At 67.1% G+C, this 15,590-nt stretch carries 15 protein-coding genes; 6 read left to right on the forward strand and 9 right to left on the reverse strand.

From position 1 onward, the window contains the following. Positions 1-12 precede the first annotated feature (12 nt). The 5 genes from Q0P59_RS04555 to Q0P59_RS04575 form a co-directional block, all read right to left on the reverse strand. Positions 13-228, reverse strand: coding sequence for a hypothetical protein (locus Q0P59_RS04555; protein WP_295004028.1), 216 nt, complete (start codon positions 226-228; stop codon positions 13-15). Between the two features lie 87 nt (positions 229-315). Beyond that, on the reverse strand, positions 316-1,221 hold the full coding sequence (gene xerD / locus Q0P59_RS04560) for a site-specific tyrosine recombinase XerD (protein ID WP_295004030.1): 906 nt from the start codon (positions 1,219-1,221) through the stop codon (positions 316-318). Then, positions 1,202-1,699 carry a methylated-DNA--[protein]-cysteine S-methyltransferase gene (locus Q0P59_RS04565; protein WP_295004032.1) on the reverse strand — a complete coding sequence of 166 codons (498 nt, stop codon included), beginning with the start codon at positions 1,697-1,699 and terminating at the stop codon, positions 1,202-1,204. The genes xerD and Q0P59_RS04565 overlap by 20 nt, the downstream gene beginning before the upstream one ends. Before the next feature lie 23 nt (positions 1,700-1,722). Next, the gene (locus Q0P59_RS04570; RefSeq protein ID WP_295004034.1) at positions 1,723-2,898 is read right to left on the reverse strand and encodes an acyl-CoA dehydrogenase; all 1,176 of its coding nucleotides are present in this window, start codon (positions 2,896-2,898) and stop codon (positions 1,723-1,725) included. A gap of 73 nt (positions 2,899-2,971) precedes the next feature. Next, positions 2,972-4,228: a glutamate-5-semialdehyde dehydrogenase gene (locus tag Q0P59_RS04575; protein WP_295004036.1), complete on the reverse strand. Its 1,257-nt coding sequence runs from the start codon at positions 4,226-4,228 to the stop codon at positions 2,972-2,974. 115 nt (positions 4,229-4,343) lie between these two features. Here Q0P59_RS04575 and Q0P59_RS04580 point away from each other — a divergent pair, with 115 nt between their 5' ends. After that, positions 4,344-4,592: a hypothetical protein gene (locus tag Q0P59_RS04580; protein WP_295004038.1), complete on the forward strand. Its 249-nt coding sequence runs from the start codon at positions 4,344-4,346 to the stop codon at positions 4,590-4,592. Positions 4,593-4,639: 47 nt separating this feature from the next. On the opposite strand, the gene holA is transcribed toward Q0P59_RS04580, so the two are convergent. The 4 genes from holA to Q0P59_RS04600 form a co-directional block, all read right to left on the reverse strand. Continuing rightward, positions 4,640-5,650: a DNA polymerase III subunit delta gene (gene holA, locus Q0P59_RS04585; protein ID WP_295004040.1), complete on the reverse strand. Its 1,011-nt coding sequence runs from the start codon at positions 5,648-5,650 to the stop codon at positions 4,640-4,642. After that, positions 5,650-6,183 carry an LPS assembly lipoprotein LptE gene (lptE, locus tag Q0P59_RS04590; protein WP_295004042.1) on the reverse strand — a complete coding sequence of 178 codons (534 nt, stop codon included), beginning with the start codon at positions 6,181-6,183 and terminating at the stop codon, positions 5,650-5,652. The genes holA and lptE overlap by 1 nt, the downstream gene beginning before the upstream one ends. Positions 6,184-6,192: 9 nt before the next feature. Then, the gene (gene leuS, locus Q0P59_RS04595; protein WP_295004162.1) at positions 6,193-8,802 is read right to left on the reverse strand and encodes a leucine--tRNA ligase; all 2,610 of its coding nucleotides are present in this window, start codon (positions 8,800-8,802) and stop codon (positions 6,193-6,195) included. 251 nt (positions 8,803-9,053) lie between these two features. After that, positions 9,054-9,404: a hypothetical protein gene (locus Q0P59_RS04600; RefSeq protein WP_295004044.1), complete on the reverse strand. Its 351-nt coding sequence runs from the start codon at positions 9,402-9,404 to the stop codon at positions 9,054-9,056. Between the two features lie 238 nt (positions 9,405-9,642). Between Q0P59_RS04600 and Q0P59_RS04605 the strand changes: the two genes are divergently transcribed. From Q0P59_RS04605 to Q0P59_RS04625, 5 genes are all read left to right on the forward strand, one after another. After that, a complete protein-coding gene (locus Q0P59_RS04605) occupies positions 9,643-11,790 on the forward strand; it encodes a UvrD-helicase domain-containing protein (RefSeq protein WP_295004046.1) in 2,148 nt (715 codons plus the stop codon). Between the two features lie 36 nt (positions 11,791-11,826). Beyond that, positions 11,827-12,585 (forward strand): YdcF family protein, encoded by a 759-nt coding sequence (locus Q0P59_RS04610; RefSeq protein WP_295004048.1) that lies wholly within the window; start codon positions 11,827-11,829, stop codon positions 12,583-12,585. An 85-nt stretch (positions 12,586-12,670) separates the two neighbouring features. Further along, positions 12,671-13,645, forward strand: a complete 975-nt coding sequence (locus Q0P59_RS04615; RefSeq protein ID WP_295004050.1) for a quinone oxidoreductase — start codon at positions 12,671-12,673, stop codon at positions 13,643-13,645. After that, entirely contained in the window at positions 13,642-14,967 is a 1,326-nt protein-coding gene (locus Q0P59_RS04620; RefSeq protein WP_295004052.1) for a TAXI family TRAP transporter solute-binding subunit, read from the forward strand. The genes Q0P59_RS04615 and Q0P59_RS04620 overlap by 4 nt, the downstream gene beginning before the upstream one ends. After that, positions 14,964-15,590: a ParA family protein gene (locus tag Q0P59_RS04625; protein WP_295004054.1), complete on the forward strand. Its 627-nt coding sequence runs from the start codon at positions 14,964-14,966 to the stop codon at positions 15,588-15,590. Before Q0P59_RS04620 ends, Q0P59_RS04625 begins: the two co-directional genes overlap by 4 nt.

The following is a 15,590-nucleotide window of genomic DNA, read 5'->3' on the forward strand; positions in this document are numbered from 1 at the left end:
TGCGGCAAACCCTCAGCGCCCCGGCGGCGGGCTGGCGCGGCCGGTCAGGACCAGCAGCAGGCAGAAGCAGCCGAGCACCATGCCGCCGATGCCGATCTGCAGCAGGGTGACGATTTCGAAACCCATCAGCCAGTGCTGTCCGCTGAGCCGGAGGGCGCCGGCGAACAGGCAGAGCAGCAGGCCGGCGATGCCGGCGAGGGTGCCGAGCGAACGTAGCGTGTCGGGCATGGCAATTTCCTCCGATGGGCGACGATAAGGCGGATGATAGGGGCAAGCCGGGGACGTGGGAAGCGCCGGCCCAAGCCGAACCCGTCCTCAGCCGCGGGGATGGTGTTCCGCATGCAGGGTTTTCAGGCGCTCGCGGGCGACGTGGGTGTAGATCTGGGTGGTCGAAATGTCGGCATGGCCGAGCAGCAGCTGCACCACGCGCAGGTCGGCGCCGTGGTTGAGCAGGTGGGTGGCGAAGGCGTGGCGCAGCACGTGCGGCGACAGCTTCGCCGGTTCGATGCCGGCGATCAGGGCGTAACGCTTGATCAGCTGCCAGAAGGCCTGGCGGGTCATGGCGCCGCCGCGGGCGGTGACGAACAGGGCGTCGCTCTGCTGGCCGCCGAGGATGTCCGGCCGCGCTTCGGCCAGGTAGCGCTTGATCCAGTCGACGGCCAGCTGGCCGAGCGGCACCAGGCGTTCCTTGCTGCCTTTGCCGAGGGCGCGCAGCACGCCGTCGGCGAGCGCCACTTCATGCAGTTTCAGGCCGACCAGTTCCGACACGCGCAGGCCGGTGGCGTAGATCGTTTCCAGCATGGCCCGGTCGCGCAGGCCGAGCGGGGTAGCGAGGTCGGGGGCGTCGAGCAGGGTTTCCACCTGCTTTTCCGACATGATCTTGGGCAGGCGCGACGGCAGCGTGGGGTTGGCCAGCTTCAGCGTCGGATCGGCGACCAGGCGGCCACGCCCGACCTGCCAGCGGTAGAAGCGGCGCAGCGTCGACAGGTAGCGGGCCTGCGAGCTGGCCTTGGCTTGCTGCGCCAGGTGGGCGATGAAACCGGTCAGCGTCGCTTCGCGGACATCGAGCAGCGGCTCGTGCGCCTGTTCGGCCAGCCATCCGGCCAGCCGGCCGAGGTCGGAGCGATAGCTGTCCAGCGTTGCCTTGGCCAGGCCGTCTTCCAGCCACAGGGCATCGCAGAAGTTGTCGATTTCGCCGAGATCAGCCGGCCGGGGAGGCATCGATGCCTTCGTGGCGGAGCAGCCAGCGTTTGACGTCGAGCAGGAAGCCGCCGCGTTCGCGGGCGAAGCCGCCCAGCCCGCCGCCGGTGGCGACGACGCGATGGCAGGGCACGACGAGCGGGTAGGGGTTCGATCCGCAGGCCTGGCCGACGGCGCGCGGCGCGTTGTGCAGCTTGCGGGCGACCTCGCCGTAGGTGTGCGTGTGGCCGGTGGGGATGGCCGAAATCTGCTCCCAGACGCGGCGCTGGAAGGGCGTGCCGGCCGGGCGCAGGGGCAGGCCGAAGGCGAAGTGCGGATCGGCGATGTAGGCCCGGAGCTGGCGAACCGCCTCGGCGGCCAGCGGCGTCGCCGGGGCGATTTCGGGGCGCGGCTCGAGAAAGTCGATGCCGGTGATCTCGTCGTCGTCGCATTGCACGCCGAGGCAGAAGCCGGGGGCGGCGACGACGGCCTGGTAGGTCTGGTTGGGGCGGGTCTGCATGGCGGAAAGCTCCTGGCGGCGGGTCAGAAAGCCGAAATCCCCGTCTGCGCCCGGCCGAGGATCAGCGCATGGACGTCGTGCGTGCCTTCGTAGGTATTCACGACTTCGAGGTTCACGACGTGGCGGATGACGCCGAAATCGTCCGAAATGCCGTTGCCGCCCAGCATGTCGCGCGCCGTGCGGGCGATGTCGAGCGCCTTGCCGCAGCTGTTGCGCTTCATCATCGAGACGATTTCCGGCGTCGCGCTGCCGTCGTCCATCATGCGCCCGAGGCGCAGCGCGCCCTGGATGCCGAGGGTGATCTCGGTCTGCATGTCGGCCAGCTTCTTCTGCACCAGCTGGTTGGCGGCCAGCGGCTTGTCGAACTGCTTGCGCTCCAGCGTGTATTGGCGCGCCGTGTGCCAGCAGGCCTCGGCGGCGCCGAGGGCGCCCCAGGCGATGCCGTAGCGCGCCGCGTTGAGGCAGGTGAACGGTCCCTTGAGGCCGCTGACGCCGGGCAGCAGGTTCTCTTCCGGGACGAACACCTCGTCCATGACGATCTCGCCGGTGACCGCGGTGCGCAGCCCGACCTTGCCGTGGATGACCGGCGCCGACAGCCCGGCCATGCCCTTGTCGAGGATGAAGCCGCGGATCACGTCGGCGTCGTCCTTGGCCCAGACGACGAAGACATCGGCAATCGGCGCATTGGAAATCCAGTTCTTGCTGCCCGACAGTTTCCAGCCGCCCGGCACGGCGCGCGCGCGGGTGGCCAGGCTGCCCGGGTCGGAACCGGAGTTCGGCTCGGTCAGGCCGAAGCAGCCGATCCACTCGCCCTTGCCCAGCTTGGGCAGGTATTTCTGCTTCTGTTCGTCGGAACCAAAGGCAAAGATGGGCAGCATGACCAGCGAGGATTGGACGCTGAGCATGGTGCGGTAGCCGGAGTCGATGCGCTCGATCTCGCGGGCGATCAGGCCGTAGGAAACGTAGTTCAGGCCGGCGCCGCCGAAGCGTGGCGGCAGCGTCGGGCCGAGCAGGCCCATGTCGCCCATTTCGCGGAAAATCGCCGGGTCCACCGTCTCGTGGCGGAAGGCGTCGCGCACGCGCGGTTTCAGGGCCTTTTCGGCGAAGCTGCGCGCGGCGTTGCGCACCTGGCGCTCGTCGGCGGCCAGCTGGCTGTCGAGCAGCAGCGGGTCTTCCCAGTTGAAGGTCGGTTTGCTCATGCGCTGTCTCCTCGCGTTATTCTTTTCATGCCGCCGGGCGGGGCCGTCCTTCGGACAACCCCGGCTGGCGGGGTCAGGCGCGCACGTGCCCGTCGCCGAGCACCACCCACTTCTGGCTGGTCAGGCCTTCCAGGCCGACCGGGCCGCGGGCGTGGATCTTGTCGGTGGAAATGCCGATCTCGGCGCCCAGGCCGTATTCGAACCCGTCGGCGAAGCGCGTCGAGGCGTTGATCATCACCGAGCTGGAGTCGACCTCGCGCAGGAAGCGCATGGCCTTCGGATGGTTGTCGGTGACGATGGCTTCGGTGTGCTTGGACGAGTACTGGTTGATGTGGGCGATCGCCTCGTCGATGCCGGCGACGACCTTGACCGAGATGATCGGCGCCAGGAACTCGGTGTAATAGTCTTCCTCGGTAGCCGGCACGGCTTCCTTGACCAGCGCGCAGGTTTCCGGGCAGCCGCGGATCTCGACGCCCTTGCCGGTGAGCATGGCGGCGATGGCCGGCAGCTGGGCGGCGGCGACGGAACGGGCGACGAGCAGCGACTCGGCGGTGTTGCAGGTGCCGTAGCGCTGGGTCTTGGCGTTCTCGACGATCCTCAGCGCCTTGGCCGGATCGGCCTCGTCGTCGATATAGACGTGGCAGTTGCCGTCCAGGTGCTGGATCATCGGCACCCGCGATTCGGCGAGCAGGCGGGCGATCAGGCCCTTGCCGCCGCGCGGCACGATGACGTCGACGAATTCGCGCATGGTGATCAGCTCGCCGACGGCGGCGCGGTCGGTGGTGTCCACGACCTGCACCGCATCGGCCGGCAGCCCGGCGGCCTGCAGGGCTTCATGGACCAGGCGGGCGATGGCGCGGTTGCAGTGGATGGCTTCCGAGCCGCCGCGCAGGATGGCGGCGTTGCCGGACTTCAGGCACAGGGCGGCGGCATCGGCGGTGACGTTCGGGCGGGCTTCGTAGATGATGCCGATGACGCCCAGCGGGACGCGCATCTTGCCGATCTGGATGCCGCTCGGGCGGAACTTGAAATCGCTCATTTCGCCGATCGGGTCGGGCAGCGTGGCGACCTGCTCGACGCCTTCGGCCATGTTGTCGACGCCCTTGTCGGTCAGCGTCAGGCGGTCGACCATCGCCGGCTCCAGGCCGGCGGCGCGGGCCGCGTCGAGATCCTGGGCGTTGGCGGCGAGCAGTGCCGCCTTTTTCCGACGAATGGCCGCCGCCAGCGCCATCAGCGCGGCATTCTTCTCGGCCGTCGACGCCGAGGCCAGGCGGCGCGAGGCGGCACGGGCCTGGCGGCCGACGGTGTGCATGTATTCCTTGATATCCATCGTAGTCATCGTCGTGCGAGTAAAGGAACATTATAGCCAGACAAATTAGAGGGAACTTCTGTAACCGGGTAAACTCTTATCCCCAACAAATTCAGGGTTATCCATCGAGGAACAGATGGCAGAAAAATTGATACTGCCGGCCGAGGTCAAGGTCTGTGCAACGTGCAGCTACTGGGATGGCGAACGCCAGGTGGATGCGGAAATGAAGCTGGTGGTGGTTTCCGACGAGTGCGAAGGCGAGTGCCTGGTCCAGGAAAAGACCAAGCCGGGTCTGCACGACGTGCGTCAGGAATGCTCCTGCATCTGGGAAGACATCGAGCCGGATGCGCCGGCCGAACAATCCGCGGCGCAGCCCGGGCAGTAAGCGGCCGCAACGGGTTTTCCCGGCCGGGCGGCGCCCGGCCTCCCGGACTAAATCCTCGCCGTCGTCAGCCGCAATCCGAGGCGCAGGAACTCTTCCCACACATTGCCCTGCCCGATGCCCTTGACCAGGCGGTCGATCTTGCCGGCGTGCTTGAGCGCGGCTTCGAGCGCCGGGCTGTTCAGGCGCTGCAGGGCTTTCTTGACCGGCACGGCGCGCGGTCCCCACACCTTGGCATCCTTGAGTAGCTGATCGACCGGCCGGCCGGCGTCCATGCCGGCGCGGATGACGGTCAGCGCGCGGATTTCCTCGCTCATCGCCCACAGCACCAGCGGCGGCGCCTCGCCTTCCTGCATCAGGCCGTCCAGCGTCCGGGTCAGGCGGCCGATGTCGCCGGCGAGCAGCGCCTCGCGCAGGCCTTCGATGTCGTAGCGGGCGACGTTGAGCACGGCATCGCGAATCTGCGCCATGCTCAGCTGGCCGGCGGGATAGAGCAGGCCGAGCTTCTGGATTTCCTGGTGGGCGGCGAGCAGGTTGCCCTCGACGCGCTCGGCGACGAACTTCAGGCTGTCCAGGTCGGCGCTCTGCTGCTGGCGGCGCAGGCGGCCGGCGATCCAGCCGGGCAGTTCGGCGAGCGGCGGGGCGTTGAGCTTGAGCGCGACGCCGGCATTGACCAGCGCCGTGAACCAGGCCGCCTTTTCCTCGCGCCAGTCGAGCTCGGGCAGGGTGACGAGCAGCATGTTGTCGGGCGACAGGTTCTGGCACCACTGCTGCAGCGCCGCGCTGCCTTCCTTGCCGACCTTGCCGGTCGGGACGCGCAGGTCGATCAGCTTCTTGTCGCCGAACAGGGACATGTTGCCGCCGGCGGCGAGCAGCTGGCCCCAGTCGAACTGCGGCAGCACGGTCAGCACCTCGCGCTCGCTGTAGCCCTGCTGGCGGGCCTTGGCGCGGATGGCGTCGGCTGCTTCGAGGACGAGCAGCGGCTCGTCGCCGTACAGCACGTAGAGCGGACGCAGCTCGCGCTCGAGGTGCGCGGCGAGTTGTTCGCCCTTGAGCAGCATTACTCGTCTTCCGCGGCGTCGGGGTTCTTCGGCTTGATGATGCTCAGCCGGCGCATGATCTGGTTGACCAGGTCGTTGTTCATGTCGCGCCAGAGCAGGCCTTCTTCCAGGTCCTTGGCGAGCACGTTCGAGTCGTCGAAGGTGATGTCGCGGGTCAGGTTGATTTCATTGGGCGGCACCAGCACCTGGCCCTTCTGGTTGACCACCCGGAAGCGGTAGTCGAGCTGCAGGCGATATTCGCGCACGCGGCCCTGGGCGTTGACGCTGAGAATGGTCTTCTGCCGCGTGTCGCTGAGCTGCTGGAAGATGGCGTCGGCTTCCTTGGCCTCGTCGACGATGGTCGTGCTGCCGCTGGCCTTGATGTAGCGCTGCAGCCAGATATTCACCTCGGCCGTGTCGGGCAGCGCGATGTGCATCGTGGTGTAAGGCAGGTTGCCGCTGCCCACGCCGCGCAGATGGAAACCGCAGCCGGCCAGGCCGGCGGCGAGGATCAGGGCGAGCAGGGGGCGCAAGAGCGGGCGCAACAGCGGCATGGGGCTTCCTTACACGACGATATTGACCAGGCGGCCGGGGACGACGACGACCTTCTTCGGCGTCTTGCCTTCGATGAACTTCTGCGCATCCTCGTTGGCCAGTGCGGCGGCTTCGATGGCGGCCTTGTCGGCCTCGGCCGGCACGCGAATGGAACCGCGCAGCTTGCCGTTAACCTGGATGACCAGCTCGATCTCGTCCTGCTTGAGCGCCGCCGGGTCGGCCTTGGGGAAAGCGGCGAGGCCGGCGTCGGCACCGGGCTTCAGCTCGGCGTAGAGCGCCTGGCCGATGTGCGGGACGATGGGGAAGAGCAGCAGGGCGATGCTTTCCAGGCTTTCCTGGGCCAGCGCGCGGCCGGCGGCATCCTTGAGGTCGCACTTGTCGAAGGCGTTGAGCAGCTCCATGACCGCGGCGATGGCGGTGTTGAACTGCTTGCGCCGGCCGTAGTCGTCGGCGACCTTGCCCATGGTCTGGTGCAGCTTGCGGCGCAGGTCGGCCTGGGCGGAACTCAGGCCGTCGTTGCCGGTGCAGGCGGCGACGAGGCCGGCCTGAACGTGGTCGTAGGTGGTCTTCCACAGGCGGCGCAGGAAGCGGAAGGCGCCTTCGACGCCGGCGTCCGACCATTCCAGCGACTGGTCCGGCGGCGAGGCGAACATGATGAACAGGCGGGCCGTGTCGGCGCCGTACTGGTCGATCAGCGCCTGCGGGTCGACGCCGTTGTTCTTCGACTTGGACATCTTCTCGGTGCCGCCGATGACCACCGGCAGGCCGTCGGCCTTCAGCGTGGCGCCGGTCGGCCGGCCGCGCTCGTCGGTGACGACATCGACGTCGGCCGGGTTGATCCACTGCTTCTTGCCGCCATCGAGTTCGCGGTAGAAGGTCGGCGCGACGACCATGCCCTGGGTCAGCAGGTTGGCGAAGGGTTCGCCGAGATCGCCGATCAGGCCGACATCGCGCATCAGCTTGGTGAAGAAGCGCGAGTACAGCAGGTGCAGGATGGCGTGCTCGATGCCGCCGATGTACTGGTCGATGCCGCCCTTGCACCAGTAGCCGACGCGCTCGTCGACCATGGCCGTGGCGTTGTCCGGGCAGGCGTAGCGCAGGAAGTACCAGGACGACTCGAAGAAGGTGTCCATGGTGTCGGTTTCGCGCCGGGCGTCGCCGCCGCACTTCGGGCACTTGCACTCGTAGAACTCGGGCATCCTGGCCAGCGGCGAGCCGGCGCCGGTGATCTCGACGTTTTCGGGCAGCACGACAGGCAACTGGTCGTCGGGCACCGGCACGTCGCCGCAGGTGGCGCAGTGGATGATCGGGATCGGGCAGCCCCAGTAGCGCTGGCGGGAAATGCCCCAGTCGCGCAGGCGGAACTGCACCTTCTTGTCGCCCAGGCCCTTGGCGGCGAGGTCGGCGGCGATGGCGTCGACGGCGGCTTCGTAGCCGAGGCCGTCGTACTTGCCGGAATTGACCAGCGCGCCGCGCTGCTTGTCGCCGTACCACTCGGCCCAGGCCTGGTCGCCGAAGGTCTCGCCGTCAACAGCGACGACCTGCCTGATCGGCAGCTGGTACTTCAGTGCGAAGGCGAAATCGCGTTCGTCGTGCGCCGGCACGGCCATCACGGCGCCGTCGCCGTAGCTCATCAGCACGTAGTTGCCGACCCAGACTTCGACCTTGTCGCCGGTCAGCGGGTGGGTGACGTAGATGCCGGTCGGCAGGCCCTTCTTTTCCATCGTTGCGATGTCGGCCTCGGCGACGCCGCCCTTCTTGCATTCCTCGATGAAGGCGGCAAGTTCCGGGTTGTTGGCGGCGGCGCGGGTGGCCAGCGGGTGTTCGGCGGCGACGGCGACGAAGGTGACGCCCATGATGGTGTCGGCGCGGGTGGTGAATACCCACAGCTTTTCGTCGGCATTGTCGGCCAGCGGGAAGGCGAAGCGCACGCCGGTGCTCTTGCCGATCCAGTTCTTCTGCATCAGGCGGACCTGTTCCGGCCAGCCCGGCAGGTTGTCCAGTTCGGTCAGGAGTTCGTCGGCGTAGGCGGTGATCTTCATGTAGTACATGGGGATCTCGCGCTTTTCGATCAGCGCGCCGGAACGCCAGCCGCGGCCGTCGATGACCTGCTCGTTGGCGAGCACGGTGTGGTCGACCGGGTCCCAGTTCACGGTGCCGAGCTTCTTGTACACCAGGCCCTTTTCATACAGGCGGGTGAACAGCCACTGCTCCCAGCGGTAGTACTCGGGCGTGCAGGTGGCGAATTCGCGTTCCCAGTCGATGGCGAAGCCGAGCGACTTGAGCTGCGAACGCATGTAGTCGATGTTGGAGTAGGTCCAGCCGGCCGGCGGCACGTTGTTTTGCAGTGCAGCATTTTCGGCCGGCATGCCGAAGGCGTCCCAGCCCATCGGCTGCAGCACGTTGTAGCCCTGCATCTTGTGGAAGCGGCTCAGCACGTCGCCGATGGTGTAGTTGCGCACGTGGCCCATGTGCAGCTTCCCGGACGGGTACGGGAACATCGACAGGCAGTAGTACTTGGGTTTCGTCGTGTCTTCGACGGCGCGGGCGGCGCCGGTCTGGTCCCAGTGTTGCTGGGCGGCGCGCTCGATGTCGGCCGGGGAGTATTTGTCCTGCATGGGCATGGCGGAATTCATTCGCTGGAAATCGGAGAATAACCGCGGATTATACCGTCTGATGCCGCAGGCTCGGCCGGTGCCGGCAAAACTGCGGGAGGGCGCCTGGCTTGGGCTGTTTTCAGGCGAAAACACGGCCTTTTCGCGGGCCGGCGCTGCGCCGGGCGCGAGGGGGTATGGCGGGAACGACCGGGGGAGCGGTATTCGCGGCGCCTGCACGCGCTGCGAATACCTGGGGTTTCAGCGTCGCCCGGTCACGCCACTTTTTTTTGCGGGTACATGTTGTCCCAGGTGTTCTGCCAGTAGCGATAGGCGTTCTGCGCCGCCACGATCGACAACATGGACATGCGGGTCTGGTGGCGCCACATCCAGGACATTTGCGGGGCCGGGGTCAGGTTGTAGGCCGGCGCGTTGCCGACTTCGTCCTCGACGATGGACAGAAAGCGTTCGACGCTCAGGCCCCAGAATTCGGAGCCTTCGGCCTTGCCGGTGAGGTATTCTGCCTCGCTGGCCGCACGGCGCCACAGTTTCAGGGCGAGTTCGTCGGAAATGCCCGCCTTCCGGGCGACCCAGGGCAGGATCATGGGGGCGTTCATGCTGTTCATTACTACTCTCCTTTTACGTTGCGGCGGTAACCGCTTATTAGGTAAGACTGCCTTGTGGGCGAAAGGTTTTGTGCACTGCAATATTTTTTTGTTGATGGAAGTATACGGGTGCGGCGAAGCGCTGTCTGTGAAAAAATGCATGGATTTTGCGAGTGGCGTTGCGCGAATGCAACGGCTGGGCAAGTGCATTTGCCAATGGCATGCATGTTTATGATTCCATTTGGGATTTTGGTATTTTATGTCTGATTTGCTGGCTTGCCTGAACTCGCCTCAATTGCAGGCGGTCACCCTGCCGTCCGTCCATGCGCTGATCCTCGCCGGGGCCGGGAGTGGCAAGACGCGGGTGCTGACGACGCGCATCGCCTGGCTGATCTCGACCGGCCAGGTCGGGCCGCACGGCATTCTGGCCGTCACCTTCACCAACAAGGCGGCCAAGGAGATGACGGCGCGCCTGTCGTCGCTGGTGCCGATCAACGTGCGCGGCATGTGGATCGGGACTTTCCACGGCCTGTGCAATCGCCTGCTGCGCGCGCATTTCCGCGAGGCCGGGCTGCCCCAGACCTTCCAGATCCTCGATTCGGCCGACCAGCTGGCGATGGTCAAGCGCCTGCTCAAGAACCTCAATATCGACGACGAAAAATACCCGCCGCGCGAGCTGTGCCATTTCATCAACGCCCACAAGGAGCAGGGCATCCGCGCCGGGCAGGCCGAGGTGTACGACAACTACACGCAAAAGCGCGTCGAAATCTACGCCGAGTACGAGGCCCAATGCAATCGCGAGGGGGTGGTGGACTTCGCCGAACTGCTGCTGCGCTGTTATGAATTGCTGCAGCGCAACGAACCTTTGCGCGCGCATTACCAGCAGCGCTTCCGGCACATCCTGGTCGACGAGTTCCAGGACACCAACGTGTTGCAGTACGCCTGGCTGAAGCTGCTGGCCGGCGGCGGGGCGAACGTCTTCGCGGTGGGCGACGACGACCAGTCGATCTACCGCTTCCGCGGCGCCGAGGTCGGCAACATGCGCGACTTCGAGCGCGACTACGCCGGGCCGAACATCATCCGCCTGGAACAGAACTACCGTTCGCACGGCAACATCCTGGCCGCCGCCAACGCCATCATCAAGAACAACCGCGAGCGCCTGGGCAAGAACCTGTGGACCGATGCCGGCGAAGGCGAGCCGATCCGCGCCTTCGAGGCCTATTCCGACCTCGACGAGGCGCGCTTCGTGGTCGAGGAAATCCGCGAGCTGGTGCGCGACGGCGTGTCGCCGACCCAGATCGCGCTGCTCTACCGTTCCAACGCCCAGTCGCGGGTGCTGGAGAACGAGCTGTTCACGAAGGGCGTGCCGTACAAGGTCTATGGCGGCCTGCGCTTCTTCGAGCGCCAGGAAATCAAGCATGCGCTGGCCTACCTGCGCCTGCTGGGCAATCCGGACGACGACACGGCCTTCCTGCGCGTCGTCAATTTCCCGACCCGCGGCATCGGCGCCCGCTCGCTGGAAAACCTGCAGGCCGCGGCCCACCAGACCAATTCCAGCTTGTACAACGCCGCCGCCTCGCTGAGCGGCAAGGCCGGGCAGACGGTCGGCGCCTTCATCCGGCTGGTCGAAAGCCTGCGCCAGGAGACCGAGGGCCTGCCGTTGCCGGAAATGGTCGAGCATGTCATCGAGAAGAGTGGGCTGGCCCAGCATTACCGCACCGAGAAGGAAGGCCAGGACCGGCTGGAGAACCTCGACGAACTGATCAACGCCGCCGCCACCTTCGTCGATGACGAAGGCGCCATCGGCGAAGGCGGCGCGCTGGTTTCCTTTCTGACGCTGGCCTCGCTGGAGGCCGGCGAGCACCAGGCCGGCGAGGGCCAGGAGGCGGTGCAATTGATGTCGGTGCATGCCGCCAAGGGCCTGGAGTTCGACGTGGTCTTCATTACCGGTCTCGAGCAGGGGCTATTCCCGCACGAGAACTCGGTGAACGAAGGCAAGGACGGCCTGGAGGAGGAGCGCCGGCTGATGTATGTGGCGGTGACCCGGGCGCGTCAGCGGCTCTACGTGTCCTGCGCGCAGACCCGGATGCTGCACGGCCAGACGCGCTATTGCATGCCGTCGAGCTTCCTCGACGAAATCCCGGAAGGCCTGCTGCGCAAGCTGAACAAGAAGGCCGAAACGGCTTCGTCGGTGCCGGCCTACGGTGCGTTCGGCGGCGGCTATGCCGAGCCGGCGGCCGCGTCCGGCCTGCGTATCGGGCAGACGGTCGAGCACGCCAAGTTCGGCGTCGGGGTCATCGTATCGACCGAGGGGCGCGGCGCCGATGCGCGCGTGCAGGTCAATTTCGGCGGCGCGGCCGGCATGAAGTGGCTGTCGCTCGAATACGCCAAGCTGACGCCGGTGTGAGGCGGACGTGACGCCATTTCCGGGGCGGGGCAGGCGATGACTTTCGCCGGCTTCCTGAAAATGCTGCTCTCCAGCCTGCTGCTGCCGCCGGGCAACGGCCTGGCCTTGCTGGCGCTGGCCTTCTTCGGGCGCCGCCGACGCTGGGCGCTCGCGCTGGCCGTGTTCGGCGGCCTCCTGCTCCTGCTGCAATCCCTGCCGCTGGTGGGGACGGCCCTGATGGGCACGCTGGAGGACCGCGCCGGCGCCTGGTCGCCGGATATCTCGGGGGCGCAGGCGATTGTCGTGCTCGGTAGCGGTCTGATCCGGCCCAGCGCCGAATTCGGCGGCGAAACGGCCAGCGAGCGCACGCTGGTCCGCGTCCGGCGCGGCGCGCAGTTGGCCCGAGAAACGCAGTTGCCGGTTCTCGTCAGCGGCGGGCGTCCGCTGCAGGCGGAGTCCTCCGAGGCGGCCGTGATGGCCGCCATCCTCGAGGACGAATTCGGCGTCCCGGTGCGCTGGCGGGAAGAGGACAGCCTCGATACGGCGGGCAACGCCTCGTTTTCTGCCCGGATGCTCGCGCCGGCCGGCGTCAAGCGCATCGTGCTGGTGACCCAGGCCTTCCACATGCCGCGCGCCCGCCTGCTGTTCGCGGCGCAGGGCTTCGAGGTGATCCCGGCGCCGACCCATTTCGTGGCCATGAACGGCCGCGCTTTCGAGGCGGGCAGCCTGTTCCCCGCCGCCTCGGCGCTGCATCATTCGTATTACGCCCTGCACGAGTGGCTGGGCATCGCCTGGCTGCGGCTTTCCGGCGGCTGACACCGACTGCCGCGCGCGGCGTTGACGGTAGATGGATGGGCAGCGCGGTGATAACCTCGCACTCTCGACTTCAGCGGAGATGCCCATGCCCCACGCCATACGTATCCACCAGACCGGCGGCCCCGAGGTGCTGGTTTGGGAAACGGTCGATCTCGCCGCGCCGGCCCCCGGCGAGGCGCGCGTCCGCCACCATGCGGTCGGCCTGAATTACATCGACGTTTATCACCGCACCGGGCTCTACCCCGTTCCGCTGCCTTCCGGCATCGGCCTCGAGGGCGCGGGTGTCGTCGAGGCGGTGGGCGAGGGTGTGGACGAAGTCCGCGTCGGCGACCGGGTCGCCTATGCCGGCGGGCCGATCGGCGCCTATGCCGAGGTCCGCAACATTCCGGCGCACCGCCTGCTGCGGCTGCCCGACGGCATCGCCTTCGAAACCGGCGCGGCCATGATGCTGCAGGGGCTGACGGCGGCCTACCTGCTGCGCCGTACCTTTCGCGTCCAGGCCGGCGACGCGGTGCTCATCCATGCCGCGGCCGGCGGCGTCGGCCTGTTGGCCACCCAGTGGGCCAAGGCGCTCGGCGCGCTGGTCATCGGCACCGTCGGCTCGCCGGCCAAGGCCGAGCTGGCCAGGGCGCACGGTTGCGATCACGTGATCAACTACAGCACCGAGAACTTCACCGGGCGGGTGCGCGAGATCACCGGTGGCGAGGGCGTGGCGGTCGTGTATGACGGCGTCGGCAAGGATACTTTCGCCGGTTCGCTGGACAGCCTGCGGCCGATGGGCATGATGGTTTCCTACGGCAACGCCTCCGGGCCGGTGCCGCCGCTCGACCTGATCCAGCTGTCGCAGAAGGGCTCGCTGTTCGTCACCCGGCCGACGCTGATGAACTACACGGCCAAGCGCGCCGACCTGGTGGCCCTGGGCGACGAGCTGTTCGGCGTGGTCGGATCGGGCCAGGTCCGGGTCGAAGTGCATCAGTCCTATGCCCTGCAGGATGCCGCCCAGGCGCACCGCGATCTCGAGGCGCGCAAGACGACCGGCTCGACCCTGCTGCTTCCATGATGGCGAAGATCAAGGCCGGATTGCTGTCGCTACGCGACCTCTTCGCCACGGCGTGGTGGATCATTCTTGTCGTCGGCATCGGCTTCGTCGTCGCCTTCCAGTTCGTCGAGCCGGCGCCGCCGAAGCGCATCGTCATCACGACCGGCGGCCAGGCCGGCGCCTACTACCAGTTCGCCCAGCGTTACGCGGCGATCCTGGCCAAGAACGGCATCGCGCTGGAGGTCAAGGCCTCGGCCGGATCGCTGGAGAACCTGGAGCGCCTGAAGAAGGACGAGGCGCAGATCGGCTTCGTCCAGGGCGGCGTCATCGAGCCCAAGGCCGACCCGGACGCCGAGGACGATTCCGGGCTGCTTTCCCTGGGCAGCGTGTTCTACGAGCCGGTATGGGTTTTCTACCGGGGCGACAAGGAAGCCACGCGCCTGACCGACCTGCACGGCAAGCGTATCGCCATCGGCCAGGAGGGCTCGGGCGTCCGCCAGCTGGCGCAGCAGTTGCTGCAGGCCAACGACATTCCGGCCGGCGATCACCTGGTGCCGCTGTCCGGCCTCAAGGCGGCCGAGGAATTGCAGCAGGGGCGCATCGACGCAGCCTTCATCATCGCCGCCGAGCATGCGCCGGTGGTTCAGGTGCTGCTGCGCTCGCCGGGCGTCAAGCTGATGAGCTTTTCCCAGTCCGGCGCCTATCAGCGGCGCTTCCCCTTCCTGACCAAGCTGACTTTCCCGCATGGCGTGGCCGACCTGGTGCGCGACTTCCCGCCGCAGGACATCAAGGTGCTGGCCCCGACGGCCAACCTGATCGTCCGCGACGACCTGCATCCGGCGCTGCAGACGCTGCTCCTGCAGGCGGCCAGCGAGGTGCATGGCAAGAACGGCTTTTTCCAGGATGCGGGCGAGTTCCCCGCCTACAAGGACCAGATGCTGCCGCTGTCCCCGGACGCGGCGCGCTACTACAAGTCGGGTCCGCCCTTCCTGCAGCGCTACCTGCCGTTCTGGCTGGCGGTCCTGGCCGATCGCCTGATCGTTCTGCTGGTGCCCATCTTCGCCCTGCTCATCCCGCTGCTCAAGGTGGCGCCGGCGATCTACACCTGGCGCGTGCGCTCCAAGGTCTTCCGCTGCTACGGCGAGCTGAAGTTCCTCGAGGACAGCCTGAAGAACCACTACGATCCGGCCCGGCTGGACGACTACCGCCGCCGCCTCGACGCACTCGACGAAGAGGCTGCCGAACTGCACGTGCCGCTGGGCTTCACCGACCTGGTCTATACCTTGCGCGAGCACGTCAACCTGGTGCGCGGCATCCTGCAGAAAAGGGAAGCGCAGGCATGAAAGCCTTTCTCGTCGCCAACCCCAAGGGGGGCTCCGGCAAGAGCACGCTGGCCACCAACCTGGCCGGCTATTTCGCCAACCGCGGCAACGAGGTGATGCTCGGCGACATCGACCGTCAGCAGTCGTCGCGCGAATGGCTGGGTATCCGGCCTTTCGCGCTGCCCACCATCGACACCTGGGCGGTCGGCCACGACAACGTGTCGCGCCCGCCCAAGGGGACAACCCATGTCGTCCTCGACACCCCGGCCGGGCTGCACGGCAAGATGCTCGAGCGCGTGCTCAAGCTGTCGACGCGGGTCATCGTGCCGGTGCAGCCGTCCATGTTCGACATGCTGGCGACCCGCCATTTCCTCACCGAACTGCTGTCCGAAAAGGCCGTGCGCAAGGGCAAGGCCGACGTCGCGGTGATCGGCATGCGGGTCGACGCCCGGACGCGCGCCGCCGGCGAGCTGGAGCGCTTCTTCGCGACCTTCGAGCTGCCGGTGCTGGCCTATCTGCGCGATACGCAGACCTACGTCCAGGCGACCGCCGCCGGCATGACGCTGTTCGACCTGCCCCGCTCGCGCGCCGAACGCGACATCGAGCAATGGCGGGCGATCATCGATTGGGCCGAGGCGGGGTAG

Origin of the sequence: uncultured Dechloromonas sp., assembly GCF_945957265.1 — a bacterium.
Taxonomy (GTDB): Bacteria; Pseudomonadota; Gammaproteobacteria; order Burkholderiales; family Rhodocyclaceae; genus Azonexus.

Coding starts and splice junctions, on each gene's coding strand:
- Q0P59_RS04620 (WP_295004052.1), top strand. CDS start 13,642: ATGATGGCGAAGATCAAGGCCGGATTGCTGTCGCTACGCGACCTCTTC.
- Q0P59_RS04555 (WP_295004028.1), bottom strand. CDS start 228: ATGCCCGACACGCTACGTTCGCTCGGCACCCTCGCCGGCATCGCCGGC.
- Q0P59_RS04615 (WP_295004050.1), top strand. CDS start 12,671: ATGCCCCACGCCATACGTATCCACCAGACCGGCGGCCCCGAGGTGCTG.
- Q0P59_RS04625 (WP_295004054.1), top strand. CDS start 14,964: ATGAAAGCCTTTCTCGTCGCCAACCCCAAGGGGGGCTCCGGCAAGAGC.
- Q0P59_RS04565 (WP_295004032.1), bottom strand. CDS start 1,699: ATGCAGACCCGCCCCAACCAGACCTACCAGGCCGTCGTCGCCGCCCCC.
- xerD (WP_295004030.1), bottom strand. CDS start 1,221: ATGCCTCCCCGGCCGGCTGATCTCGGCGAAATCGACAACTTCTGCGAT.
- Q0P59_RS04570 (WP_295004034.1), bottom strand. CDS start 2,898: ATGAGCAAACCGACCTTCAACTGGGAAGACCCGCTGCTGCTCGACAGC.
- Q0P59_RS04580 (WP_295004038.1), top strand. CDS start 4,344: ATGGCAGAAAAATTGATACTGCCGGCCGAGGTCAAGGTCTGTGCAACG.
- Q0P59_RS04605 (WP_295004046.1), top strand. CDS start 9,643: ATGTCTGATTTGCTGGCTTGCCTGAACTCGCCTCAATTGCAGGCGGTC.
- Q0P59_RS04575 (WP_295004036.1), bottom strand. CDS start 4,228: ATGGATATCAAGGAATACATGCACACCGTCGGCCGCCAGGCCCGTGCC.
- holA (WP_295004040.1), bottom strand. CDS start 5,650: ATGCTGCTCAAGGGCGAACAACTCGCCGCGCACCTCGAGCGCGAGCTG.
- leuS (WP_295004162.1), bottom strand. CDS start 8,802: ATGCAGGACAAATACTCCCCGGCCGACATCGAGCGCGCCGCCCAGCAA.
- lptE (WP_295004042.1), bottom strand. CDS start 6,183: ATGCCGCTGTTGCGCCCGCTCTTGCGCCCCCTGCTCGCCCTGATCCTC.
- Q0P59_RS04610 (WP_295004048.1), top strand. CDS start 11,827: ATGACTTTCGCCGGCTTCCTGAAAATGCTGCTCTCCAGCCTGCTGCTG.
- Q0P59_RS04600 (WP_295004044.1), bottom strand. CDS start 9,404: ATGAACAGCATGAACGCCCCCATGATCCTGCCCTGGGTCGCCCGGAAG.